We start from the raw sequence: 24,844 nt of genomic DNA, 5'->3' as shown, positions 1-24,844 counted from the left end.
AAAAAAAGCCTATTCAGTTTGAGTGGGCTTTTTTATTCTAAGCTGTTGAATAGCCTAAGCAGGTCTACGGTTTTGGACAAGGATATTTGAAATAAGGCGGTATATGTGCTCTAGACTTAAATTGAACTTTGCATGTTAAATCCCTATAGTATTCAAACATAATGATAGATTTAGGAAACTCGATTATGCGCATGCTGCATACCATGTTACGTGTAGGCAATTTAGAGCGTTCATTGGCGTTCTATACTGAAGTACTCGGTATGACTTTGCTTCGTAAGCGTGATTATGAAGAAGGTCGTTTTACTTTGGCATTTGTGGGCTATGGTGATGAAGAAAATCATACCGTACTCGAGTTAACACATAACTGGGATACGGAGAGTTATGAATTGGGTAACGCTTATGGGCATATTGCTATTGCAGTAGATGATGCCTACAAGGCTTGTGAAGAAATTAAAGCACGTGGCGGAAACGTGGTACGTGAAGCAGGACCAATGAAAGGTGGTGTGACCGTCATTGCCTTTGTTGAAGATCCAGATGGCTATAAAATTGAGTTGATCCAACAAGACTCAAATGCACGAAATAATTAATCTGCAATTATTCATTTAAAGTCATATGTAATGCTGAATATTCTTATTTATAAATTTTTTTGCGTTGAGCTCACTATCAACGTTTAAAATAACGAATATATCGGAGAAAAGCTGGCTTTATTTATATGGCCCAGTAAGATGAAATTTACTCAATGGTAAATTTAGCTTATTGGGCATTTTTTTTGCCGATGAGCTTTAAAGGGAAATTTGTACAGGATGTTGTTATGCTGAAAATGTTGGCTTTGGATCGTTTTACCATTCTACTTTTTGTAATGGTCATACTTGCGACTTTTTTGCCTGTTAGTGGTCAAGCTGCAGAAATCTTTGGCTATATTACCACGGCTGCAATTGCCATTTTATTTTTTCTCCATGGTGCAAAGTTATCTCGTGAGGCTGTGGTTGAAGGCATAATGCATTGGAAGTTACATGCTTTAGTTTTTGCTTTTACCTTTGCATTATTTCCATTATTGGGTTTAATGGCGAAACCAATCCTCGTGCCGATGTTAGGGCAAGAGTTGTATTGGGGCTTTTTGTTTATGTGTTTTTTACCTTCGACAGTACAGTCTTCTATTGCATTTACTTCGGTAGCGCAGGGTAATGTTGCTGGCGCAGTCTGTAGTGCATCATTTTCAAATATTATTGGGATGTTTATTACCCCAGTGATGGTGGCCTATTTTATTCTTGGTCAGTCACAACATAACTACGATCCGACAGCATCTATTATTCAAATTACGCTGTTATTACTGATTCCCTTCATTTTAGGGCAGCTCCTCCGTCCTTGGGTGTTTCCTTATATGAAGAAAATGCCAAAAATCGTGAAGGTATTTGATCAGGGCTCAATTTTGATGGTGGTCTATGGTGCATTCAGTAGTGCGGTGGTGGCAGGGCTTTGGCATCAAGTGAGTGGTATGACTTTATTCCTGTTGATTGTGGCGTGCTCTGTCTTGTTAACGATCATTATGTTATTGGCGCTATATGTACCACGTTGGTTGGGCTTTAGCCGAGCTGATCAAAAGACGATTTTCTTTTGTGGCTCTAAAAAAACCTTGGCGAGTGGCGTGCCCATGGCACAAATTTTATTTATTGGGCAGCCGATGGGGATGATAGTTTTACCGATTATGATCTTTCACCAAATTCAGTTGATGGTCTGTGGTGTGATTGCCAACCTTTGGGCAAAACAAAGCCGTGGGCAAGAATAAGGGCGAGATGAGTACGTCCATTTAAAATACCTTAATATAGATGAAAAGAAAAAAATCATGAAAATTAAACAAGGCTTCTTCATTTTATTCTTGGGTCTGAACACAGTCGTTCATGCCCAAGAGGATTTATCCGTAAATAGTAACCGTGATGTCATTGAAAAAATGCCGCTCATCAGCCTGCAGCCCATGTTGGATTTTTGTCGTGATCGACAACCACAGATGAATACGGAATTAGATCAGGCTTATCAAACTGCAAAGCTTAAATTAATTGCTGCGGTTCAGGCTGTCCGTTTTAATGGTGTAGAGCCATTAAAGGCAAAAGATGTTGATCAGCCCGTCGATGCACAATTTAAACAGCAGCTTCAAAGTATGTTAGAGGGCATGAGCAGATCATTACAGTCAGTAAATGCAGCGACGTTTTGTCCTGCATTTATTGAAAAATTAGACCATTTTGATCAAGCCCAATTTCAGCGTACAGTCGAATTACAATATCAGAAATATTTAGAGCAAGCTCAACCTAAAGAGTAGAGCGATTCAGCCTTGAATATCTATTTATTAACATTAAAAAATCAGCTATAATTTGCCTCAACTTGTTGTGCTTAGCTCTGACGGTATCCGTCTCGGTGGGCCAAAAGAATGGTCTGTTATGGTGTTGGTCTGCTTTTTTAAGCCTTCCTTGTAGTGATGCAAGAGTGATCAATTGCGATGACAGCTAAACCTTCTTAAATCTTAGGAGTAATCGACGATGCGCGCCGATATTCACCCAAAATATGAAACTTTAGTTGCTACATGTTCATGCGGTAACGTAATTGAAACTCGTTCAGCTCTTGGTAAAGAAACTATTTACCTAGACGTATGTTCTGCTTGCCACCCATTCTACACTGGTAAACAGAAAAGCGTTGACACTGGCGGTCGTATCGACAAATTCAAACAACGTTTTGCTGGTATGTCACGTTCTATCAAACGTTAATATCCAAAACGAAAAAACGGGCTTTATGCCCGTTTTTTTTTGTGCCGATAAAAAGATAAACCTTAAATCGGCAATGTTCAGAACCTTATTGGTCCTGAACATCGATGAGATGGTCGAGTTTCTTCTGGAAATAATCACCTTGAATAAAACGAGCTTCTACATTCCAAGCATTGGCAAACAGTGTCATGTCATTTAATTCACGTAGCATGATTTCAACAGTTTTGATTTCATGATAAGTGGTAATTTTTTCTTGCAGCTCTTGGCATGACTTGTCGTTTGCAAGCATTTGGGTCAAGCTTGAATCTAGTGTTAAGCAGTGAACATCCATTTGACGTAATAATGATTCACTAAACATCGAATGACCAAAATTACGTAAAGCCAGTTCGGCACCATTTTTACGAAGTTCAACAAATGCTTTTTGAGCGGCATCAATATTGAGCTGAATGTCTTCTTCTGCAAATTGTAAAATCAGTGGATTCTTCAATTTACTACGAATAATCGTAATGAGTTTTGAAATAAACTCAGGGAAGGTGCGGTCGTTATATAGCACTTCCTTGTTCAGGTTAACGATTAATTTCGCTTCAGGGAACTGAGTAATAAAGTTGTGTAGCTGTTTACACGATTCAACCAAGATCCAACGATCCAATTTAATGGATAGCTCTGAGTCTTCAGCCAATTCACGTAGTTGGGCGATATCTTTCCATTTATTTTCAAAAATAAAGCCGCTGGTTACTTCATAAGTATAAAGATGTGAATCTTCTTTATCATACAGTTGCTGATATTTAAGATGAATTTCACCGCGTTCTAAGCAGTTGCGAAGAGCCTTGATAACAGGAGCTTCATCACTAACGACAATCGGTGCGATTTGCGCTTCTGGTGTACCAAAATCCAAACTTGGTATGTCAATTTCTAATGGAATCGTTAAATCGATTTCAGGTGCTTGTTGGTTGGTTGGTAGCGCAGTATTAAAGGCTTTCGCAATAAAGGTATCAAAATGTGCTTCATCACGAATATCGCTGTCTAAAACACTGTATCCTATGCGTAAATTTAATGGATAAGTTTCATTGTTTACACTGAGTAATTGAGGTTTGCTCAGGGTATTAAGACCAATCAATTTAGACTCAAGTTTGAGCTGATTATCCGCTTGGAATAAGGCAACGATTGCACCATTATCTAAACCAAATAATGGAGCATGAGTCTGATCTTTCAAGAAGTCTTTAATATTGGTGAAATAGCTCTTATAAGTATTCCAATCTTTTTGAAAAATCGCATCTGAGCAAGAAGCCAATGTAAATAGCACTAATGCATTTACATTGGCAGGTTGTTGGCCGATGGTACGGTTGAGTTGTTGAAAAGCTTTTGGTTTTTGTGGGCTGGCTTCAACTGGCGCGTTGCTAACAGCATTGCTGTTTTGACTACCAATTTCAATTGCGAGCTGTAAAGCATCTTCTTCAGCCGCGGCAATAAAGTCGAGTTTTAGTGGGTTTTGCCCAGCCACTGCGATATTTTGTGAAACGAGATCAAAACGTCCTAAATCGAGCTGCCCTTGGCTAATTTTTTTAAAGCGTTGTTTAAAGTCGTTGAGGTCAGTAGGTTGTAATAGATCGAGTAAAGGCAGACCAATTACATCATCTTCATTTTTTAGACCAAACAAAGTGAGATATTCAGCATTGGCTTGAATGTGAATGCCTTCTTGAATCACGGCAACCGCTTTACGACTATCTTCAACTAAAGACTGGGTTTGGATTTGAGCTGTTTCGAGCTCTTCCATTAAATGTTGCTGCGATTGTTGTAGGCGACTAAAGGATAAAGCACGGATTAAACCAAAATAGAAACTCTCAGGTTCAGCAATATCGACAATGTCATAAATCCCTTTTTTGACTAAACTTGCATATTGTTCTGCTTGATAGTCTTCGGGTTTAAGTAAAATAATCGGTAAATTCGGTTGGCTCGATAGTTGAACTAAACTTAAAGCTTGTTCATATTTTAAATCATAAGCACGTCCAAAAATGATCAAGTCCCAATTGAGATTCAGCTGTTTTTCGAAATTTTGTAAATCATCAAGTAATATGGCATGAACTTGATGTTCGCTGTCTGTCAATAAATCACGTATCTGGTTAAAACGTATTTGATTATCATCAATAATGAGTAATCGAGTTTCCGTACGTTTTAGTTTTTTGGATAGTAATGGATTTCTCACTTTAATGCTTCCCATAAGTCGTTATTTTTGATCTCATTGCTCTGTTTCGCAATATAGTCTTTAACGACATTTTCTTGCTCTTCATTCAATAATTCATATTCAAAGCGAATAAAGCTTTGTGTCACCAACTGCGCTTTGGTGAGATAGACTTTGATGTCTTCTTTGCCTAAGCGAAGGTGGATCGTTTGTTTCTCTCGGAAGAGATTTGCCCCAGGTAAAATTAAGGTCGTAGACACTTGATCAAGTTGTGTGGTCTGTACCAATAAAGCAGGTTGATGATTTGTTGTATTGCGGTCGGTACGAATATGGGCTGAACATGGATACAAATCTTGAGCCAGTACTTCGAGACCCAATTCCAAACTTTTTTCAGTCGATTGTTTGATCCAACGAACAACACCGCCACGCCATTGGCTTTGAGCATTTTCTTGGATCAAAATAAATTCACCGGTTTTTAAATTGGCTGGGGTAGGGCCAGTCCATTTAATGCGATAACCATTCACACTAATATCTAATACGTCAGCGGTATGAATCTGTTTTGCTTCACGATCTAGCGCTTTCGCATTAGTCATGCCTGTTGGCATATTTGAATCATGCGAATTGACAAAAGAGGCTTCATTGTGGAATTGATAATTGCCTTCCAAATCTAAAGTTTCGTGGAAGTTTTTACCTTTAGAGAGATAGAAATGCGCCACCATTAAGCTAAAGCAAATATTAATTTGCGCAGAATATTCATAACGTTCATGACGACGTTCAGTGTTGTTGGTCAAAATATTATGAATATGGAAATATAGCGCTGGAGTTAAAAATAACTTTTCATTTTTAGATAAATAATTGGCATTTCTAGTTTGCGTTTCGGTCAAATGATCGAGCAAGTTTTGCGTTGAAATGTATACATTGGCTTGATAAGACCGATCTTGTTTTGAGTTATAAATCGGTGGATGATCTTTTTTAGTATCCACAATATAGCGAGAAAGCGTGGTTTCTTTGGGTAGAATTTGAACCAATTTTGCCCAGTCAAAACTACATAAATACAAACCTTGGATTTCAGCAGGGCGAATCTGATGATTATTGAAAATATCTAACAAGATTAATTGTGCATAAGCTTGAGCAATATTTGCAATTTGATGTTGAGTACCCAGTAACTGATTGACATTACTTTGGTAGAAATTGTGTTCAATGGCGCATTCAATCAGTTGATGTGCTGCAATCCATTGACCTGCAGTCGGGGTGGCATACAACATATGTTGTTGATACAACAACAATGTCAGTTGTTGCAGCGCATAGTAAATTGACGCAATTCGAGCGGTTTGTAAGCTTTTTTTATGGCCGAATGAAAAGATCGAAAATTTTTGTTGATTAAGCTGCTGATTACATCGCTTGGCAATATCAATATAGATTTTGGCAAAGTGACTGCGTAAAAGCATAGCCAATTCGATAATTTGGTCATTACGATCCGTGGTAATGAGGCTTTGATTGGTAAAATGTTTTTCTAAGCTCGTGAGCACACTTTCCATAGTCGGATGTAAAATTTGAACCAAATCAAAACGTAACATCTCTTGGCATTTCAGCTCGGAGATTTCAAGTAAGGCATTGAATAAAGCTTTAGATGAGGTACCCAATTGTAAAATTGAAATACCGTTCAACCACTCTTGCAGACCTTTAGCATTGGTCGGACAAAAGCTTAATTTATCCAGCTTTAATTCAGTCGGATTGTAAAACGTATCTGAAGTATGCGTGGTCATCTTTATTATTTAACTCAAAAAGTTGAAGCCCCAAAAAGCGGTGTCTTGTTTTTTTCGCCCGCTATTTCCCGTACAAGTTTAGGAACCAAATAACCAGGTAGGTTCTCTAAAACTTTTTTATAAATTAAATCAATATCCTGAGCTGGTGTATCAAAATGATGAGCACCTTTTACTTTATCCAGAACATGCAAATAATATGGCATTACACCTGCGTCGAATAAGCGGTAACTTAAATCGACCAACACTTCTGCAGAATCATTAACCCCTTTTAATAAGACTGCTTGGTTCAGCACGGTGATTCCTTGTTTGACAAGCTGTTGAAGCTGGCTGCACGTGAAGTCATCTAGCTCTGATGGATGATTTGAGTGTACCACTAGAATAATGCGTAGCCTACTGTTTTTTAAAATAGAAACCAGCTCTTCATCGACACGGTTGGGGATTACGATAGGAACTCGTGAATGAATTCTCAAAAATTTAATTTGTGGCAAAGTCGATAAACGTTCAATCCACACTTGAAGTTTACGATTTGATAGTGTGAGCGGGTCTCCACCACTTAAAATCACTTCATTAATATCGGGTTGTTGTTTGATATATTGTTTAATGTTTGTCCAATCGTCATTTTTAGGCAGGTTTTCTTGGTAGGGAAAATGCCGGCGGAAACAATAACGGCAATGGACCGCGCAGGCACCGGTTAAAGTCAGTAAAAAACGAGACTTGTACTTATGTAATACCCCTGGCTGTTGGTTGGCTTGTTCTTCACCTAATGGGTCGGTGACAAAACCGGCGTGTTCTTCAAGTTCCAAATGATGCGGTAGAACTTGGAGTAAAAGCGGATCAAGCGGATTACCTTTTTGCATTTTTTCGACAAAAGCGCGCGGCACACGTAGGCGAAACTCATCTGCTGCGAACTGAGCACCAGATAATAACTGATCATGCGAAAGTTCTAATACATCGAGTAATTCTTGAGGATTTGTAATCAAATCACTCAATTGGGTTTGCCAGTTTTGCTCTTGAAATAAATAGTTTATCATGCCGATTGTTTAAAAAATGCAGAAAGGTGAGTAGGGAATATTGCTGAAATTAATGCGTCGAACTTTTAAGTGTAAGCTGAAATAATTCCGATAAAGCTCACAACGGATGAAGCCTACGAAACATTTATTAAGTTTCAGTAAACAGCAATTTTACCTGTTTGTGGGCATTGTATAAACAAAGTTCTTTAATGTCTGAGTGTAAGTTAAGCAGCTTGACCCCTTTAATGGGGATTTTTTCGTTGCGACATGGTGCATTGGTCATTTAGAATACGCAATATCACATTAATGTGCATGTGGCAGCCAATGTTACAGTCAGTACTTGCTAAATGACATGTTACAGCCCATAGCATCTATAGATTAAAGTTAGTAAGTTTGGAGTGAGCCAGTCATGGCCTATTATTCTACGAATGATTTCAAGTCAGGCCTTAAGGTCATGCTTGACGGTAACCCATGTTCAATCATGGAAAACGAATACGTAAAACCAGGTAAAGGCCAAGCTTTTAACCGCGTAAAATTACGTAACCTTAAAACTGGTAAAGTTTTAGAAAAAACTTTCAAATCTGGTGATTCACTAGAAGCTGCTGACATCCAAGAAGTTGAAATGAACTACTTGTATAACGATGGTGAAATGTGGAACTTCATGGATCCAGAATCTTTCGAACAAATCGCTGCTGATAAAGTTGCTATGGGCGACGCGGCTAAATGGTTGAAAGATGATTCAAATGAACTTTGCACAATCATGCTTTGGAATGGTGTTCCTTTAACTGTGAGCGCGCCAAACTTCGTTGTATTAAAAATCGTTGAAACTGATCCAGGTGTGCGTGGTGATACTTCAGGCGGCGGCGGTAAACCTGCTAAGCTTGAAACTGGTGCAGTTGTACGTGTTCCATTATTCGTACAGCAAGAAGAAAGCGTTCGTGTAGACACCCGTACTGGTGACTATTTAGAACGTGCATAATGGTTTAAAAATAGACTATTATCGAAAGGGATGAAGTGATTCATCCCTTTTTTTATACCTATTGGTTTAAATTTTTATGCCAAAGTATTAGATGAAAAAGCCCATAACAGGAGTAGAGTTTCAAGGGAAGAAACAGCAGTACCTCGAACAAGAAAAATCAAGCTGATTTATTTCAACATTTATGAGGGATTGAGATGGAAACCATTCAACCGAAGTCAGGAATGGCTTCAAAGATTATCTGGCTGTTTGTAGCCATTCTAGGTGCCGTTTCATTCGGCATACTAGCACTCAGTCGAGGCGAGCATGTCAATGCAGTTTGGCTGATCCTTGCAGCAATCTGTGTGTATAGCATTGCATATCGTTTTTATAGTTTATTTATTGCCAATAAAGTCTTTGAACTGAATGAGCGACGTTTAACGCCTGCCCATCGCTTAGCTGACGGTTTGGATTATGTGCCGACCAATAAAAGCGTTCTATTTGGTCACCACTTTGCTGCGATTGCAGGTGCAGGTCCTTTAGTCGGACCGATCCTTGCTGCGCAAATGGGTTATTTGCCGGGAACAATTTGGCTCTTGGTGGGTGTTGTTCTCGCCGGTGCGGTTCAAGACTTTTTAGTCTTATTCATCTCGACTCGTCGTGATGGTCGTTCACTCGGTGAAATGGCAAAACAAGAACTGGGTTCTTTTGCCGGAATCATCGTGATGCTTGGTGCACTTGGCGTGATGATCATCATTCTTGCGGTACTTGCTTTGGTTGTTGTAAAAGCGTTGACCAACAGTCCGTGGGGTGTTTTCAGTATCGCGGCCACTGTACCGATTGCGATTTTCATGGGTATCTACATGCGATTTATCCGTCCGGGTAAAATTGCAGAAGTGTCGATCATTGGTTTTGTACTGATGATGGCAGGGATTATCTATGGTGGTGACATTGCACAGCACCCATACTGGGGTCCATTCTTTACACTTTCAGGGACTGAACTAACTTGGTGGTTGATTGGTTATGGTTTCGTGGCATCAGTATTACCTGTTTGGTTACTGCTTGCACCACGTGATTACCTATCGACCTTCTTGAAAATTGGTGTTATTGCAGGTTTGGCAATCGGGATCATGTTTGCATTGCCTGAAATGAAAATGCCAGCGGTGACGCATTTTATTGATGGTACAGGTCCTGTATTTGCAGGCTCAATGTTCCCATTCTTGTTTATTACCATTGCCTGTGGTGCAATTTCAGGTTTCCATGCGCTCGTTTCTTCAGGAACGACACCGAAGCTTGTGAATAATGAAAAAGATATTCGCATGATCGGTTATGGCGGCATGTTGATGGAATCTTTTGTTGCGATCATGGCTTTGGTCTGTGCAACGATTCTTGAGCCTGGTGTGTATTTTGCGATTAATGCGCCAGCAGCTGTGATTGGTACAACGGTTGAGTCCGCTGCAGAAGCAGTTCGTACATTAGGCTTCGTGGTAACACCTGAAGCATTGACCTTACTTGCACAAGAAGTGGGTGAAAATTCGATTCTGTCTCGTACAGGTGGTGCGCCGACATTTGCGATTGGTATGGCTCACATTATTACGGAAATTTTCAATAACCGTTCAATGATGGCGTTCTGGTATCACTTCGCGATTTTATTTGAAGCACTTTTCATTTTAACAGCTGTGGATGCAGGTACTCGCGCATGTCGTTTCATGGTGCAAGATACAGTGGGTATCGTGGTTCCTGCGGTTAAAAACTCTCATAATTTCTTCGGAAATCTGTTGGGTACAGCGGTGGCTGTCGCAGGTTGGGGCTTCTTCGTTTACCAAGGTGTGGTTGACCCACTTGGTGGTATTAATAGCTTATGGCCGCTATTTGGTATTGGTAACCAAATTCTCGCTGCGATGGCTTTGATCTTGGGTACAGTGATTTTATTCAAGATGAAAAAACAAAAGTATGTTTGGGTGACGATTATCCCAACAGTATTCTTGTTTATCACTTCTATGACCGCTGGTTGGCAGAAGATTTTCCACGAAAATCCAAAGATTGGTTTCTTGGCTCAGGCAGATCGTTTTAACGCAGCAATTGCGAAAAATGAATTGTTGGCACCTGCAAAAACCATGGCTGAAATGCATACGGTTGCATTGTCGAATCAAATCAATGCTGGTCTTTGTGCATTCTTTATGATCGTGGCATTTGTGATGTTATTTGCAGCGATTGGTGTGGTGCGTCGTGCTTTGGCAAATCCAAATCCATCGGTGAATGAAGCAGAAGCGATTTACCGTGACCCAGCTGAAATTAATCCGTCGAATTCAGCACATTAATAGGGGAATATGAATGAACCTGAAGTTTGCAAAAAGTGGAAAAACGGTGATTTATAAAATCATTAAAATGACCATTATGTCGCAGAAGGATCTAATTCTGAACCCGAAAAATTGGTCACGTATTGCGACGTTGTGGCAACGTTTACAGCAAAGCTTCCGCCTGATGGTGGGTGTGCCAGATTACCAAAACTATTTGGAACATATGGCAAAACATCATCCTGATTTGGAAGCGATGGATGCAAAAACATTTTATCGTCACTGTGTAGATGCACGTTATCCATCAGCTGGTGGTGACATGAAGAAGTGTCCTTGCTAATGCTTTGACTTGTGCTAAAAATCCAATAAAAAAAGCGTTCTTCGGGACGCTTTTTTTTTGCTGAATTGTGATCAGTCGAAGCGAAAACAACGCTTTTGTATACCCAATAAATATCAAGCGTATGTATTTAAAGTATTGAACTAGGTATAGATTGGAGATAAACACTGTATTTTTAAATAAAACCCTGTATGTTAGTCATTCATTTAACTTTTTTATTGGGGAATAAAAGGTGTTTTGGGTATCAGAGAAAAGCCAACAAAATAATACATCAACGCTTTTAAGTGAGCAGAGCCTTGCGCCTTTTTACCCGAAAATAAATACATTCCTCGAACAAATTAACCAAATTATTTTGGATAAAAATCAGCAAACCAAATTGGCTTTAGCTTGTCTATTGGCAGGCGGGCATGTGCTATTTGAAGACTTACCTGGTTTAGGAAAAACGACATTATCTAGCGCCTTGTCACATTTGGCGGGATTAAAGTTTCAACGGATTCAATTTACCAATGACATGCTGGCCAGCGATGTGATTGGGGTAAATATGTTTAATCAAAAAGAACATCATTTTGAGTTTAAATCTGGGCCGATTTTTACCCAAATTTTATTGGCAGATGAAATCAACCGTTGTAGTCCAAAGACCCAAAGTGCTTTATTGGAAGCGATGGAAGAGGGCTATGTGACGGTCGACGGTGTGCGATATGCTTTGCCTCAACCATTTTGGGTGATTGCGACACAAAACCCTTTATTTCAAAGTGGTACTTATGCCTTACCTGAGTCCCAGTTGGACCGGTTTTTAATGCGTTTGTCTTTAGGTTATCCATCGCGTCAGGCAGAGAAATTATTGCTCCAACAAACTTCACGCCATGATCTGATTGCGGCATTAGCACATATCTTTAATGAAGCAGAAATTTTACAACTACAAGGGTTTGTCGAGCAGATACATCTGAGTGATCGTTTAATGGATTACATTTTGGATCTTGCTGCTGAGACACGTAAGGGGAGACATGGTCTTTCTACTCGTGGTGTTTTAGCCTTAAAGAAAGCTGCGCAAGCCTATGCGCTGATTGAGCAGCGAAATTATGTGAATCCTGACGATGTACAAGCCGTTTTTACAGCTGTGGTATCTCATCGAATTGGGTTGTCAGATCTTGAAGCCTTTAAGCTTTTAGAACAAGTTTCGATCCAATAAAGGAGTTGAACCTTGGCTTCAATGTGGCAGCAATGGATTGAACGTCGATTTAAAATCGATCAGCACAAGCAGCTGACTCAAAAAGATGTCTTGATCTTTATCTATCAGCAAGGCTACTTGTATTTGGTATTAATTTTCATCACTTTTATTGCAGGTGTGAATTATGCCAATAATTTGATTTTAGGCTTTTGCTTTTTAATTAGCGCCGTATTGTGTATTAGTTTCTATATTACTTTTAAACAGCTTCATGCGTTGCAGATTCAAATAAATGTTGTTGATATCCCGCAAGCTGGGGAATTACTTTCGGTCGAAATTTATTTTAAACAAGAGGTTGAACAGGCGCGATATTTGTGGATTAAAACAGAAAATCAGCTACATAAATTACTGTTCAATACGCAACAGCAATGCTTTCAATTAAATTTTACAACCAGCCAACGCGGTGTTTTTCAGATTCCGCCAATACAAATTTATAGTGTTTATCCTTTTGGTTTAGTTCGGGCCTGGACGTATTTGTACGTACAGCAACCAGCGTGGGTTGCACCTCAAGCCAGTTTGCATTCCGTTGAAAATAAGCAACAACAGCAAAATTTTGAACCTGATCTTGATGAATTTCGCGAATTACGGAGTTTTCAGACGGGGGATTCACTTCATGCGGTGTCTTGGAAACAAGCAGCACGAGGACAAGGCTTATATGTGAAAGTCTTTGAACAATATGAAGATCTAAAGAAATTGGAGATTCATTATCACTATATGCCAGCTCAAAGTCATGAAGAAAAACTTAGTCTTATGATGGGTTTGGTCGAGCAGGCTGAGCAAAATCACGATCAATATGCACTGTATTTACCTAATGCTGAGTTAGCATCAGGCACTGGAGCACTGCATTTTTCCGAAGCTAAACGGTTATTGGCGCAGGCTTAAGAGATGATTGAAAATACCATACGCCGCTCAATATTACTCACTTTAGCCTTGGTGCTCATTGCACAAATGCTTTATATCCCTGTGGCGACATCATTAGTATTTTTAGTCATTTGGCTTATTTTATTACTCAATACCCGCGCCAGTAAAAAACCATTTTCTAAAATTTTAACTTATGTGCTGACATTGACAGCATTATTTAGCATTTATATAAGCCATAAAACCTTTATTGGTGTTGATGCAGGGGTTGCAGTACTCAGTACATTTTTATTTGCTAAATCTTTAGAAACAAAAACACGTCGTGATGTAATTATTTTATATAACTTTGCGATGTTTGTGATTGCCAGTAGTTTTTTGTTTAGCCAGTCTTTTGCCATGGCATTGGTTATTTTATTGGCGTTGTTGAGCTGTTTTATTGGGTTGTACCGTTTACAGACCGTTGGTTTTAGCCAAGACTCAAGCGGTGAAATACAGGCGATTAAACAAGATATTGGGCATGTGGGAAAATTTATTGGCTTAGCTGTTCCATTTTTTATTTTACTGTTTCTCTTTTTTCCACGCCTGCCACCGCTATGGCACATTCCTATTCCTGAAAATAAAGCCACAACAGGGATAAGTGATAGCATGTCTCCGGGCGATATTGCTGAGTTATCACAGTCGAGTAGTTTGGCTTTTCGTATAATTGGAGATATTCAGGCCTTGCCACCACGTACAGAGCTGTATTGGCGGGCGATGGCATTAGATGAATATGATGGTTCTAAATGGACCAGTCATTTTTTTAACCAGAACGTTATACAGCTGAATCCAGCCGAGTTAAAACCCAAGCGGACATTGAATTATCAATATTTGGCTGCCGACCCAAGTGTGATGTGGATTATGTCGTTGGAGCAATCCGTTCCCAATGAAGCACGTTTTGCATTAGGTCAAGATGGTCGAATTACACCCTACCGATTAACAGCACGCACGGAGCCGATTCAACTGAAATGGTTAGGACGTGCAGAGCCGCCACAAATAAAAAATGTGGCTTTGCTTGAAAAATTAAATACTCGTTATGTTGAACACTTGGATGTTCAATCACAACAATTGGCCCAAACATTATGGCAGCGAAGTCATCAAAATCCCGAGCGTTATATTGCCGAAGTTTTGCAATGGTATAAACAAAATCGCTTTGCATATACCTTAAGCCCAGGTGTATTGGGGCAAAATCGGATAGATGATTTTTTATTCGGATCAAGACAGGGCTTTTGCGAACATTTTGCTTCGAGCTTTGCAATGTTGATGCGCTATGTTGGTGTTCCATCGCGTATTGTCGTGGGATATCAAGGTGGTCAATTAGCACCAGATGGAAAAAGTTGGGAAGTTCGTCAACTTGATGCACATGCGTGGACAGAGGTTTATATCAATCAACATTGGCGTCGTATTGATCCGACGGCCATGATCGCACCGCAGCGTATCGATGGGGGGATGCAGGATTATATGGAACAAGATCGGACAATTTTGGGGAGCCAGCAGTCGACTTGGGCCTATCAACAATTTTCGATGTTGAAAAAAGTCCGTGTATGGAGTGATTATGCGAGTTACCAATGGCAAAGCAAAGTGGTGGGTTATAATGCTGAATCACAGCAACAATGGTTTAAAAAGCTCGGGGTAAATTCTGCTTATGCAGGTGGGTTACTTCTTATTTTGAGTATTGGTGGCATTGTAGCATTATATTTTATATGGATTTTGTGGAAAAAAAGAAAAAGCCTAAGCCCTCTTGAAAGAGAAATTGCCAAGTTTGCTAAGAATTTACCCTTGAGCCAGCAAAAAGTGGCTTCAGAAAGTTTTAGGCATTGGTTACAACGTTTGGCTGAAAATATACCTGAACAGGAAAGGGCGGCATTTGAACAAGTTATTACGTTATTTGAGCAGGAAATTTATGTAGGTACCGCGCTAAGTTCTCATGATATTCAATATTTTAAGGCTTTGCTTAAAACTTGTACGCAAAGTTTAAAAAACTCAGAAAAGGGCTTGTCATAAAAAATAAAAATGAATATGATTCTACGCATTCTAGGTTTATAGCTCAGTTGGTTAGAGCGCTACGTTGACATCGTAGAGGTCACCAGTTCGAATCTGGTTAAACCTACCAAATTCAAAAAGCAGAATCAAAATTATTCTGCTTTTTTTTATCTGAAATTATTAGGGTCTGTTGACATTTACTGTTCATAATTAACCCTATAAAGGTAGCCATAAAAATATACAGGCTAAAGCAACAGAACTTTGATAATTCCTTTTGAGCTTGTCATATCGAGTAGCTATTCCTCTAAATTCCTTTAATCTGCAAAACATATTTTCAACTAAATGCCTGATTTTATATAAATACCAGTCCATATGGTCATTGTTCGATTGGCTATTCGTTTTCCTTGGTATATTCGCTTTAGTCCTTGTTTTCCTGATCTGTTCACGCAGTGATTCTGAATCATAGCCTTTATCTGCGCATACCACTTTTGTCTCTTTTAAATCTAATGTTGATATTAAATCATGTGCAACTTTAACATCATGTGTGGTTCCATCGGTAATCATGAAATCAATAGGATTGCCATGTGCATCAACAATCAAATGTATTTTTGAGGAGTTTCCTCCTACACTTTTAGAAATAGATTGATTCGCTATGCCGGCAGAATGTTGATGAGCACGTACATGAGAGCCATCAATAAAAATCCACTCCATATCGGGGCATGAGGCTAGTAATTTGAATAATCTAAGTAACTTACCGCTGCTTGACCAACGATTAAAACGTTTGAAAATAGAGTTTGAATGACCAAAACAAGAAGGAATATCTCGCCACGGACAGCCTGTTCTAATTCTATAGAGAATAGCTTCAATAAAATTGCGTAAATTTGAGTTGTGGTGAATGGATAAATTACGCAGAATAACTTTCAACTTTTGCCAGTGTTGATCTGTCAGCATGGTACGAGGCATAGCGAATAGTAAAATTGGGTTTGGTGATTTGATTTTACTACTTCGCTATTTTTTTAAGCTAAAAGTGTCAACACACCCTAATTAAAGTGTTATTAAGACTATAGTTAAATCAAATCTACTTATATGTAAGGTGTTCTTCGCAATCGTTTTCAATCGTATTTGGCTTGAATAGATTCATATGGATTGAGTCGTAAAATCATCATGAGATGGAATTGGGTGTAAATGCATCTATGTGCAAATACATCAATTTGGATATTGATTGTTTAAGTGATTAAGCCAAACTTCTTTGGCTCATATTTCTGCGTTTATGACTATATAGCAGTGCTTTATACAATGTGTGCTTTAGCGGATTGTTTGAAACAAAAGAGCCGCATTCTATGCGGCTTTTAATTGAGCAAATATATTATGCCGCTTCAGCTTCTAAAATTTCGAAGTCATGGGTAATTTCTACACCACCGTCCATCAGCATTTTACTAGCAGAACAGTATTTTTCAGCAGAAAGTTCAACCGCTTTTGCAACTTGCTTTTCCTTCACGCCATGACCAGTGATTACAAAGTGCAAATGAATTTTAGTGAATACAGCAGGAATAGTGTCGGCACGTTCTGCATTTAATTCACAACGAACATCGGTAATGTCTTGGCGTGCTTTCTTTAAAATCGTCACAATATCGAAAGATGCACAACCACCAAGTCCTGTTAAAATCAGTTCCATTGGGCGCGGACCACGGTTTTCACCGCCATATTCTTGTGATCCATCCATCATAACAGTGTGACCACTTTGAGTTTTTGCTTCAAAAGCAACATTCTCTAGCCAATGAACACTAGTTTGCATTGCAAGTCCCTAAAAAAAGCTATAAATTTACGCAGTACCTGTACACTAACATAAATTGAGTTGATAAGGAATTTCAACTCTTACGTGTGACAAGTTCACTTTAGGTCTTGTGCGATCTATAAATTATCCATATTCGGAAACTGTTAGCATGACTTCAAACTTTTCACAACTTAGCACAGATGCGCTATCTCCGGGGCAGTTACCTGAGTCGGTGAAGGCATTATTAAAACGTGCATATATTAATCGTTACCCAAAACGTACAACAATCATTGATGCGGGCTCAGAATCTAAATCTTTGTATTTAATTCTTAAGGGTTCAGTATCTATCATTTTACGCGAAGATGATGAGCGTGAAATTGTGGTTGCGTACTTAAATGCGGGTGACTTTTTTGGGGAAATGGGTCTATTCGAAGCAAATGCACAGCGTACTGCAGAAGTGCGTACGCGAGATGTATGTGAAATTGCTGAGATTACCTATGAAAACTTTCATGAATTAAGTAAACAATACCCAGACTTAAGTTATGCGGTATTTGCACAGCTTGTACGCCGTCTTAAAAATACGACACGGAAAGTAACTGACCTTGCGTTTATTGACGTGTCAGGTCGAATTGCACGTTGCTTAATTGATTTATCTTCACAACCTGAAGCAATGATTTTGCCGAATGGTCGTCAGATTCGTATTACTCGTCAAGAGATTGGTCGTATCGTGGGTTGTTCCCGTGAAATGGTTGGTCGTGTTCTAAAAACACTTGAAGAGCAAGGCATGATTGAAACTGATGGTAAAGCGATTCTAATTTTTGATGCATCGCTTGAAGATAAAAGTCAATTGGCTTCTGACGAATTTGACGACGAAGAATAATCATTCTTCTAAATAAAAAAAAGCAAACTCAGGGGTTTGCTTTTTTTATGTCTATTCATTTCTCACTATTATATCTGAACAAGCTTTTCTCACATTTTTTGACAAATAAACAGAAAATTATGATTTAAACAAAGCCGATATCTTAGGTAAGCTACTTCGTGACTTATATATTGATATTTAAAATAAAGAGGGAATTTGTGGCATGCAATTTAAACCATTGGCACATAGCGGAATTTTAGTTCCAGAAATTTGTTTAGGCACTATGACGTTTGGTGAACAAAACACCCAAGCAGAAGCTTTCGAGCAACTGGATTATGCTTTAGAGCGTGGTCTTAACTTTTGGGATACTGCAGAAATGTATCCTGTCCCACCGAAACCTGAAACCCAAGGTTCAACTGAAACTATTATTGGTAACTGGATTGCAGCTCGCGGTGGACGTGATAAATTAATCTTAGCTTCAAAAATTGCAGGGCCGTCACAAGGCGGTAGTCATATTCGTGACGGGCAAACTAAATTTATTGCTTCGGAAATTGAGTCTGCACTGGATCATTCTCTTCAGCGCTTACAAACAGATTATCTTGACTTATACCAGTTGCATTGGCCGCAACGTCCAACCAACTTTTTCGGTAAATTGGGTTATGGCAATGCCGAAGCGAACAGTACGCAAACCATTACCAATTTAGAAGAAACATTGGTTGCTTTAAGTTATGAGGTGAAAAAAGGCCGAATTCGTACTATTGGACTCTCCAATGAAACACCATGGGGAACTTTAAAATTCCTACAACTTGCAGAAAAGCATGGTTTAGAAAAAATTGTCAGTGTGCAAAATCCGTATAGTTTATTGAACCGTACTTATGAAATAGGTTTATCTGAAATTGCACACTACGAAGGCGTGGGCTTATTGGCATATTCTCCATTGGCATTTGGTTATCTAACAGGTAAATTCCGTCATGGTGCGCGTCCTGCCAATGCTCGAGTGACACTATTTTCACGCTTTAGCCGCTATTCAAATGCGGAGAGTGAATGGGCAACAGAACAATATGCACAATTGGCAGAACAGCATGGTTTAACGTTGACACAGTTAGCACTAGCATTTATTAAGCAGCAATTTTTTGTCACCAGTACAATTATTGGTGCGACAAATCTAGATCAGTTGAAAGAAAATATTGATGCTTTTGAGGTGAATTTATCAGAAGACATTTTAAAAGGGATTGAAGCTATTCATCGCCAACAGCCAAATCCTGCACCTTAAGCTGAACTTTTTAGTGGATTAAGCAAAAGCCTGCATGTAAATGTGGGCTTTTTTGACATTTGTATTATTTAAGCAAATGGAAAATCATTGAATTTTATTGTCAGAAAGTCAGTTGAGTTGACAAGAAAATTGCCTAAAAATACATATGTATTTAAACAATATAATAAAGTACTAAATTCTTCAATAAATGACTTGAAAAGTATTCTATTTATACCAATATTATAATTGAGATTTATCTTTATCTTAAAATTAACTCATTGAAAAATATTTAAAAATGTATTTGAAATTTTAAATATGACTCCCATATATGCTTCAAGTACAGAATTTGTTGTGAGGAATAACAAGAATGCGATTCGAAAAATTCACAAACCGTTTGCAGCAAGCATTATCCGATGCCCAATCTTTAGCAATGGGGAAAGACCATACAGCCATTGAAGGAATCCATATTCTTTCGACATTGCTTGAAGAGCCTTCGAACCAAAGCTTGTTACAACAGGCAGGTGCTAATCTTCCTGAGTTAAAAACCAAACTTCAGCAAGCCCTACAGGATACCGCCACCATTGCTACGCCGACAGGGGACATCAACCTAAATCCTGAAGCAGTCAAAGCGCTAAATTTAGCCGATAGTTTTGCGCAAAAAGCTGGAGATGAGTTTCTTTCTACAGATTGGGTGATTCTCGGTTTAGCTGAAACGGGTAAAACCAAAACCTTATTAAATAGTGTAGGCGTAACGACAGATAAATTACGTAGTGCAATTGAACAAATACGAGGCGGTGAACAAGTCATGAGTAATAACCACGAAGATCAACGTGATTCACTCAACAAATATACCTTAGACCTCAATGCACGTGCATTAGAAGGTAAGCTAGATCCGGTCATTGGTCGTGACGAAGAGATTCGCCGTACCATTCAGGTTTTATCACGCCGTAGTAAAAACAACCCCGTACTGATTGGTGAGCCGGGTGTGGGTAAAACTGCAATCGTTGAGGGCTTAGCACAGCGTATCGTCAATGGCGAAGTTCCTGAAAGTCTGAAAGGTAAACGTGTACTTTCACTCGACCTTGGTTCATTGCTTGCAGGTGCAAAATACCGTGGTGAATTTGAAGAACGTCTTAAAGCAGTTCTAAAAGATTTGGCCAAATATGATGGCGAGATCATTCTCTTCATTGACGAATTACATACGCTTGTTGGCGCAGGTAAAGGTGATGGTGCAATGGATGCAGGGAATATGCTTAAACCTGCGTTGGCACGTGGCGAACTTCGCTGTGTAGGTGCAACCACCTTAGATGAGTACCGTCAATATATCGAAAAGGATGCGGCATTAGAACGCCGTTTCCAAAAAGTGATTGTTGATGAACCGAGCGTGGAAGACACCATTGCGATTTTACGTGGTCTAAAAGACAAATATGCAACCCATCATGGTGTGCAAATTTTAGACTCTGCGATTATTGCTGCGGCAAAAATGTCGCACCGTTACATCACAGACCGTCAGTTGCCAGATAAAGCCATTGATTTGATTGATGAAGCAGCATCACGAATCAAAATGGAAATTGACTCTAAACCAGAGCCACTTGATCGTTTAGACCGCCGTTTAATTCAGTTAAAAATGCAACTTGAAGCCGTAAAAAAAGATGCGGATTCGGTGTCGAAGGCTGAAGTTGAGCATTTGGAGAAACAAATTGCTGAAGTTCAAAAAGAATATAGCGATTTGGAAGAAGTGTGGATTGCGGAAAAACGTCTGGTTGACGGCACGAATCAGGCTCAAATCGAGCTAGATAAAGCACGTACTGCCTTTGAAAAAGCACAACGTGAAGGTGATTTAGCAGAAGCGAGCCGTTTGCAATATGGCGTTATTCCTGAGTTGCAAAAACGCTTGAATGAAGAAGAAGTCGCCGAGGTGAACGAAGAACCGAAACTGATTCGTACCAAAGTCACAGAAAATGAAATCGCTGAAGTGGTAAGTGCGGCTACAGGTATTCCTGTTGCGAAAATGTTGCAAGGTGAACGTGAAAAACTCTTACATATGGAAGAGTTCTTACATAACCGTGTAGTGGGTCAAGATGAAGCTGTCGTAGCAGTGTCGAATGCGGTGCGTCGTTCTCGTGCAGGATTATCCGATCCAAACCGCCCAAGTGGTTCATTCTTATTCCTTGGGCCTACAGGTGTAGGTAAAACTGAGTTAACCAAAGCGCTAGGTAATTTCTTATTTGACAGTGATGATGCGATTATTCGTATCGACATGTCAGAGTTTATGGAAAAGCATTCGGTGAGCCGTTTAGTAGGTGCGCCTCCGGGCTATGTGGGTTATGAAGAAGGCGGTGTATTAACCGAGGCTGTACGTCGTAAACCTTATAGTGTGGTGTTGTTTGATGAGGTTGAAAAAGCACATCCAGACGTCTTTAACATCTTGCTTCAAGTGTTGGATGATGGTCGACTAACAGACTCACAAGGTCGTGTGATTGATTTCAAAAACACCGTGATCGTGATGACCTCGAACTTAGGTTCAACCGATGTTCGTGAATTAGGTGAAAACCCGTCGAAAGACGAAGTTCGTGCTGTGGTGATGGCTGCTGTCTCGGAACATTTCCGTCCAGAATTTGTGAACCGTATTGATGAGTTGGTGGTTTTCCACTCTTTACAAAAAGCGCAAATTCGTGGCATTGCGGATATTCAGTTGGATCGCTTACGTTCTCGTTTGGCAGATAAAGACATGAGTCTGGCGGTTGAAGATAGTGCCTTTGAATTACTTATCGATGCTGGTTTTGACCCTGTGTATGGCGCACGTCCTCTGAAACGTGCTATCCAACAACAAGTTGAAAATACATTGGCACAGAAAATCTTATCAGGTGCTTTCCAACCGGGCGATACGATTGTCGTTCAAGCGGAAGGAGATCACCTAACTTTTGAAAAGTTAAAACTCAACTAAAAAGCACAAATCTGCTACATCCAGTTGTAAAAACAGAAACCCGGTTTAGGCCGGGTTTTTTAATTTTACGCTTGTCGTAATTTTCGTTTAAATACGTAAAGTTCATTGCATTTCATCATTTTCACCCACTAATATGACGTCCGCACACATCCAACGAGATGACTGTGTTCTGTAAAACAAAAACAATATCGCTCGTTCATCATGAATGAATGGCAACAGGGAATTATGATTATGATGGAATTTAAACTGCTTAGGCAGATCAAAAAAGAACCTTATAGTTTATATAAACCTACTGGTGACATCACTGTTCAAGAACTCAAACGCATGTATGGTATTTATCAAAAGTATTATGCCAATACCCGTTATGAAATTTTTGAACGCGACTTCTTAGAAAAAACCGGTGTTTTTTTTATTATTGAACCGAAAAATAATCAAATTGTCGGATTTTCGACGGTTATGGAACGTGACTTTGTTGTTGATGGTAAAGCCCGACATGCTTTTTTCAGTGGAGATACCATTATTGAGAAAGAGTATTGGGGAAATCGTGCATTAACTAGAGCAATGTTCCGTTATATTATTAGTTTTAAATTTCGTCATCCAAGAACACCTATATATTGGATTTTAATCTCTAAAGGCTTTAAAACTTATCTGCTCTTAGCCAATAACTACTACAGCTACTATCCACACTATGGTGAGAAAAATGCTCATCTCAAAGACTTTGTTGAATCGTACTGTAAAGAATACTTCTCAGAATATTATAACCACGAAACGGGTCTGCTGAATTTTGGCGAAGACTATCAACCACTCAAAGCAGATGTTGCGCCCATCACCCATGAAATGCGCGAAAATAATACCAAGATAGCTTTCTTTGAAGATAAGAACCCAACTTGGGTCGATGGAACAGAACTTCCGTGCATTGGTGAATTACGCTGGAGCGATTTATACCGTTATGTGAATCGATTCTTAACCAAGACCACCAGTGTGAGCAAACATGATAGCAAGTTACGTTATAAATCACGTACATTACATATTGCGATAGGTTCTGACTCGAAGGTGGCCTAATGGGATTGCTTCTCACCACTGCACATCAAGTTTTGAATATTGCCTGCCGCAAAGCGTTTCAACGCTATACACAGCAGGCAAATCAGCTAGAAAATGTGCAACGTAAAAAATTAAGCCATTTTTTAAAGCAGCACATTTCGCAAAATTTAAGCTATGAGCAATTTGCCAAAAAGTATCCGCTTTCTCGTTATAGCAATTGGAAAAGCCAAATTGAACAATCCAGACAAAGTGGCAAAAATAGTTTGGGGCCTGAAAAAATTGTACGGTTTCAACCGACCAGTGGGTCGAGTGAAGCAATTAAATTCATTCCCTATACTCAGGCTTTTTTAGATGAACTGGATGAGGCTATTGGTTTATGGCTGACTAATTTATATCTGACACACCCACAACTTAAAAATTCAACGCATTATTGGTCGGTTTCATGGTTGCCTGAAAGCCAGCGAAAGCTTTTAGAAAATAGTAATTTAAATGATGACAGTGCGCTGCTTAATCTGTCGAAGCGAGTGTTGAGTAAAATTACTCAATCGGTACCGACTGAAATTGCGATGGCAAATTCAGCCGAAGATGCCATGTTTGCAACCGCGGTGTATCTCGTTGCAGATAAGCATTTAGGCATGATTTCGGTATGGAGTCCTACATTTGCTTTGCAATTGTTGGATATCATTCAAGAACATCAAGCTGAAATTGTGCAGGTCTTGAAAACTGGACAATGGCAACGTGAGGGTTTGAGTTTTCTGCAAGTTCCTAAATCTTGTCAACAATGCTATCGTTTACAAGACTTGGATTTGACCCAAGCAACGGCGTGGAAAAAACTGTGGCCTAAACTCAGTCTGGTTTCGAGTTGGGATACAGCGAGCGCAGAGCAGTGGGCAGTACAACTCCAGCAACGAATTGCAGGTGTGGCATTTGAAGGTAAAGGTTTATGGGCAACTGAAGGCGTAGTGACGATTCCATTTGCAGAGCGTTTTACCTTAAGTTATCAGTCACATTTTTATGAATTTATTTTGCAGGACAGCCAAAAAGTGGTGCCATCTTGGCAACTAAAAATAGGCGATATCGTTAGTCCTGTGATCACGACAGGTTCAGGATTAATTCGTTATGTGATTGATGATGAATTAGAAGTCACAGACTTTTATCAGCAAGTGCCATGCTTCAAGTTTTTAGGTCGTAAAATGACGGTTGATTTGGTTGGAGAAAAGCTCGACCACAATGCTGCAGTTAAAGTGCTTGCAGAGTTTAAACAAGCGGATTATTTGCCGATTAGTATCTTGGGTATTGAACAATGTTCGGTTAAAAAACCGCACTATATTTTACTCAGTGAAGGCAATGTAGACAAACAACCATCCGCTCAAACACTAGACCGTTTGCTTAAACATAATTTTCATTATGAATTGGCACGCGATCTAGGGCAGTTGGATGAACCTGAAGTAGTTCATGTACAAGATGCATGGGACTACTACAAAACATTAGCCATGAACAATGGCATGATTGAAGGGAATATTAAGCCTGAACCGCTTAAGAAAATGAAAACAAAAATAATTGAGTATTGAG

The 24,844-nt window shown here is 39.4% G+C and carries 20 protein-coding genes and 1 tRNA gene; 16 read left to right on the top strand and 5 right to left on the bottom strand.

Annotated elements, in window-relative coordinates; genetic code table 11:
* Positions 1 to 185 precede the first annotated feature (185 nt).
* The 4 genes from gloA (at position 186) to rpmE (ending at position 2,756) form a co-directional block, all read left to right on the top strand.
* Positions 186 to 587, top strand: coding sequence for a lactoylglutathione lyase (gloA, locus tag FTU83_RS02115; protein ID WP_078191833.1), 402 nt, complete (start codon positions 186 to 188; stop codon positions 585 to 587).
* A gap of 224 nt (positions 588 to 811) precedes the next feature.
* Positions 812 to 1,786 carry a bile acid:sodium symporter family protein gene (locus FTU83_RS02110; RefSeq protein ID WP_078190167.1) on the top strand — a complete coding sequence of 325 codons (975 nt, stop codon included), beginning with the start codon at positions 812 to 814 and terminating at the stop codon, positions 1,784 to 1,786.
* 57 nt (positions 1,787 to 1,843) lie between these two features.
* Positions 1,844 to 2,314, top strand: a complete 471-nt coding sequence (locus tag FTU83_RS02105) for a hypothetical protein (protein WP_180105580.1) — start codon at positions 1,844 to 1,846, stop codon at positions 2,312 to 2,314.
* Positions 2,315 to 2,531: 217 nt separating this feature from the next.
* The gene (rpmE, locus tag FTU83_RS02100) at positions 2,532 to 2,756 is read left to right on the top strand and encodes a 50S ribosomal protein L31 (protein WP_078190165.1); all 225 of its coding nucleotides are present in this window, start codon (positions 2,532 to 2,534) and stop codon (positions 2,754 to 2,756) included.
* Positions 2,757 to 2,841: 85 nt separating this feature from the next.
* Here the strand turns inward: rpmE and FTU83_RS02095 are convergent, their stop codons facing one another.
* Genes FTU83_RS02095 through epmB form a run of 3 tightly spaced genes read right to left on the bottom strand, consistent with a single transcriptional unit; the run spans position 2,842 to position 7,729 of the window.
* The gene (locus tag FTU83_RS02095) at positions 2,842 to 4,971 is read right to left on the bottom strand and encodes an EAL domain-containing protein (RefSeq protein WP_180105579.1); all 2,130 of its coding nucleotides are present in this window, start codon (positions 4,969 to 4,971) and stop codon (positions 2,842 to 2,844) included.
* Entirely contained in the window at positions 4,953 to 6,698 is a 1,746-nt protein-coding gene (locus FTU83_RS02090; protein ID WP_180105578.1) for a GTPase, read from the bottom strand. Before FTU83_RS02090 ends, FTU83_RS02095 begins: the two co-directional genes overlap by 19 nt.
* 14 nt (positions 6,699 to 6,712) lie before the next feature.
* Positions 6,713 to 7,729 (bottom strand): EF-P beta-lysylation protein EpmB, encoded by a 1,017-nt coding sequence (gene epmB, locus FTU83_RS02085; RefSeq protein ID WP_180105577.1) that lies wholly within the window; start codon positions 7,727 to 7,729, stop codon positions 6,713 to 6,715.
* A 388-nt stretch (positions 7,730 to 8,117) separates the two neighbouring features.
* On the opposite strand from epmB, the gene efp reads away from it, so the two are divergent.
* From efp to FTU83_RS02050, 7 genes are all read left to right on the top strand, one after another.
* Positions 8,118 to 8,687, top strand: coding sequence for an elongation factor P (gene efp, locus FTU83_RS02080; RefSeq protein WP_067762759.1), 570 nt, complete (start codon positions 8,118 to 8,120; stop codon positions 8,685 to 8,687).
* A 194-nt stretch (positions 8,688 to 8,881) separates the two neighbouring features.
* On the top strand, positions 8,882 to 10,984 hold the full coding sequence (locus FTU83_RS02075; RefSeq protein WP_078190161.1) for a carbon starvation CstA family protein: 2,103 nt from the start codon (positions 8,882 to 8,884) through the stop codon (positions 10,982 to 10,984).
* Between the two features lie 13 nt (positions 10,985 to 10,997).
* Positions 10,998 to 11,300 carry a YbdD/YjiX family protein gene (locus tag FTU83_RS02070; protein WP_078190160.1) on the top strand — a complete coding sequence of 101 codons (303 nt, stop codon included), beginning with the start codon at positions 10,998 to 11,000 and terminating at the stop codon, positions 11,298 to 11,300.
* A 229-nt stretch (positions 11,301 to 11,529) separates the two neighbouring features.
* Positions 11,530 to 12,486, top strand: a complete 957-nt coding sequence (locus tag FTU83_RS02065) for a MoxR family ATPase (protein ID WP_180105576.1) — start codon at positions 11,530 to 11,532, stop codon at positions 12,484 to 12,486.
* A 12-nt stretch (positions 12,487 to 12,498) separates the two neighbouring features.
* Positions 12,499 to 13,404 (top strand): DUF58 domain-containing protein, encoded by a 906-nt coding sequence (locus FTU83_RS02060; RefSeq protein WP_180063516.1) that lies wholly within the window; start codon positions 12,499 to 12,501, stop codon positions 13,402 to 13,404.
* Positions 13,405 to 13,407: 3 nt separating this feature from the next.
* The gene (locus FTU83_RS02055) at positions 13,408 to 15,420 is read left to right on the top strand and encodes a DUF3488 and transglutaminase-like domain-containing protein (RefSeq protein WP_180105575.1); all 2,013 of its coding nucleotides are present in this window, start codon (positions 13,408 to 13,410) and stop codon (positions 15,418 to 15,420) included.
* Between the two features lie 32 nt (positions 15,421 to 15,452).
* A tRNA-Val gene (locus FTU83_RS02050) sits at positions 15,453 to 15,529 on the top strand.
* Between the two features lie 86 nt (positions 15,530 to 15,615).
* Here the strand turns inward: FTU83_RS02050 and FTU83_RS02045 are convergent.
* Together FTU83_RS02045 and FTU83_RS02040 are read right to left on the bottom strand one after the other, a co-directional pair.
* Positions 15,616 to 16,362 carry an IS5 family transposase gene (locus FTU83_RS02045; protein ID WP_168377779.1) on the bottom strand — a complete coding sequence of 249 codons (747 nt, stop codon included), beginning with the start codon at positions 16,360 to 16,362 and terminating at the stop codon, positions 15,616 to 15,618.
* A 403-nt stretch (positions 16,363 to 16,765) separates the two neighbouring features.
* Positions 16,766 to 17,194 carry an OsmC family protein gene (locus FTU83_RS02040; RefSeq protein WP_180088117.1) on the bottom strand — a complete coding sequence of 143 codons (429 nt, stop codon included), beginning with the start codon at positions 17,192 to 17,194 and terminating at the stop codon, positions 16,766 to 16,768.
* Between the two features lie 148 nt (positions 17,195 to 17,342).
* Between FTU83_RS02040 and crp the strand changes: the two genes are divergently transcribed.
* From crp to FTU83_RS02015, 5 genes are all read left to right on the top strand, one after another.
* Positions 17,343 to 18,053 (top strand): cAMP-activated global transcriptional regulator CRP, encoded by a 711-nt coding sequence (gene crp / locus FTU83_RS02035; RefSeq protein WP_180004890.1) that lies wholly within the window; start codon positions 17,343 to 17,345, stop codon positions 18,051 to 18,053.
* Between the two features lie 202 nt (positions 18,054 to 18,255).
* Positions 18,256 to 19,305, top strand: a complete 1,050-nt coding sequence (locus FTU83_RS02030; RefSeq protein ID WP_180105574.1) for an NADP(H)-dependent aldo-keto reductase — start codon at positions 18,256 to 18,258, stop codon at positions 19,303 to 19,305.
* A gap of 346 nt (positions 19,306 to 19,651) precedes the next feature.
* Complete coding sequence (gene clpB / locus FTU83_RS02025) at positions 19,652 to 22,231, top strand: ATP-dependent chaperone ClpB (RefSeq protein WP_180105573.1); 2,580 nt, start codon at positions 19,652 to 19,654, stop codon at positions 22,229 to 22,231.
* A 225-nt stretch (positions 22,232 to 22,456) separates the two neighbouring features.
* On the top strand, positions 22,457 to 23,293 hold the full coding sequence (locus tag FTU83_RS02020) for a hypothetical protein (RefSeq protein WP_306669647.1): 837 nt from the start codon (positions 22,457 to 22,459) through the stop codon (positions 23,291 to 23,293).
* A complete protein-coding gene (locus FTU83_RS02015) occupies positions 23,293 to 24,843 on the top strand; it encodes a GH3 auxin-responsive promoter family protein (protein ID WP_180105571.1) in 1,551 nt (516 codons plus the stop codon). The genes FTU83_RS02020 and FTU83_RS02015 overlap by 1 nt, the downstream gene beginning before the upstream one ends.
* Position 24,844 lies beyond the last annotated feature (1 nt).

The sequence above is a fragment of the Acinetobacter sp. YH12152 genome, assembly GCF_013418285.1.
GTDB lineage: Bacteria > Pseudomonadota > Gammaproteobacteria > Pseudomonadales > Moraxellaceae > Acinetobacter > Acinetobacter amyesii.
The sequence above is the reverse complement of the archived record's forward strand: the minus strand, read 5'-3'. Positions and strand labels throughout refer to the sequence as shown.

Excerpts from the sequence above, each read along its gene's own strand:
- FTU83_RS02075 (WP_078190161.1), top strand. The coding sequence starts at position 8,882 with ATGGAAACCATTCAACCGAAGTCAGGAATGGCTTCAAAGATTATCTGG.
- FTU83_RS02015 (WP_180105571.1), top strand. The coding sequence starts at position 23,293 with ATGGGATTGCTTCTCACCACTGCACATCAAGTTTTGAATATTGCCTGC.
- FTU83_RS02090 (WP_180105578.1), bottom strand. The coding sequence starts at position 6,698 with ATGACCACGCATACTTCAGATACGTTTTACAATCCGACTGAATTAAAG.
- FTU83_RS02105 (WP_180105580.1), top strand. The coding sequence starts at position 1,844 with ATGAAAATTAAACAAGGCTTCTTCATTTTATTCTTGGGTCTGAACACA.
- epmB (WP_180105577.1), bottom strand. The coding sequence starts at position 7,729 with ATGATAAACTATTTATTTCAAGAGCAAAACTGGCAAACCCAATTGAGT.
- FTU83_RS02055 (WP_180105575.1), top strand. The coding sequence starts at position 13,408 with ATGATTGAAAATACCATACGCCGCTCAATATTACTCACTTTAGCCTTG.
- FTU83_RS02110 (WP_078190167.1), top strand. The coding sequence starts at position 812 with ATGCTGAAAATGTTGGCTTTGGATCGTTTTACCATTCTACTTTTTGTA.
- gloA (WP_078191833.1), top strand. The coding sequence starts at position 186 with ATGCGCATGCTGCATACCATGTTACGTGTAGGCAATTTAGAGCGTTCA.
- FTU83_RS02020 (WP_306669647.1), top strand. The coding sequence starts at position 22,457 with ATGATTATGATGGAATTTAAACTGCTTAGGCAGATCAAAAAAGAACCT.
- FTU83_RS02045 (WP_168377779.1), bottom strand. The coding sequence starts at position 16,362 with ATGCCTCGTACCATGCTGACAGATCAACACTGGCAAAAGTTGAAAGTT.
- FTU83_RS02095 (WP_180105579.1), bottom strand. The coding sequence starts at position 4,971 with ATGGGAAGCATTAAAGTGAGAAATCCATTACTATCCAAAAAACTAAAA.
- crp (WP_180004890.1), top strand. The coding sequence starts at position 17,343 with ATGACTTCAAACTTTTCACAACTTAGCACAGATGCGCTATCTCCGGGG.
- FTU83_RS02030 (WP_180105574.1), top strand. The coding sequence starts at position 18,256 with ATGCAATTTAAACCATTGGCACATAGCGGAATTTTAGTTCCAGAAATT.
- FTU83_RS02070 (WP_078190160.1), top strand. The coding sequence starts at position 10,998 with ATGAACCTGAAGTTTGCAAAAAGTGGAAAAACGGTGATTTATAAAATC.
- efp (WP_067762759.1), top strand. The coding sequence starts at position 8,118 with ATGGCCTATTATTCTACGAATGATTTCAAGTCAGGCCTTAAGGTCATG.
- clpB (WP_180105573.1), top strand. The coding sequence starts at position 19,652 with ATGCGATTCGAAAAATTCACAAACCGTTTGCAGCAAGCATTATCCGAT.
- FTU83_RS02040 (WP_180088117.1), bottom strand. The coding sequence starts at position 17,194 with ATGCAAACTAGTGTTCATTGGCTAGAGAATGTTGCTTTTGAAGCAAAA.
- rpmE (WP_078190165.1), top strand. The coding sequence starts at position 2,532 with ATGCGCGCCGATATTCACCCAAAATATGAAACTTTAGTTGCTACATGT.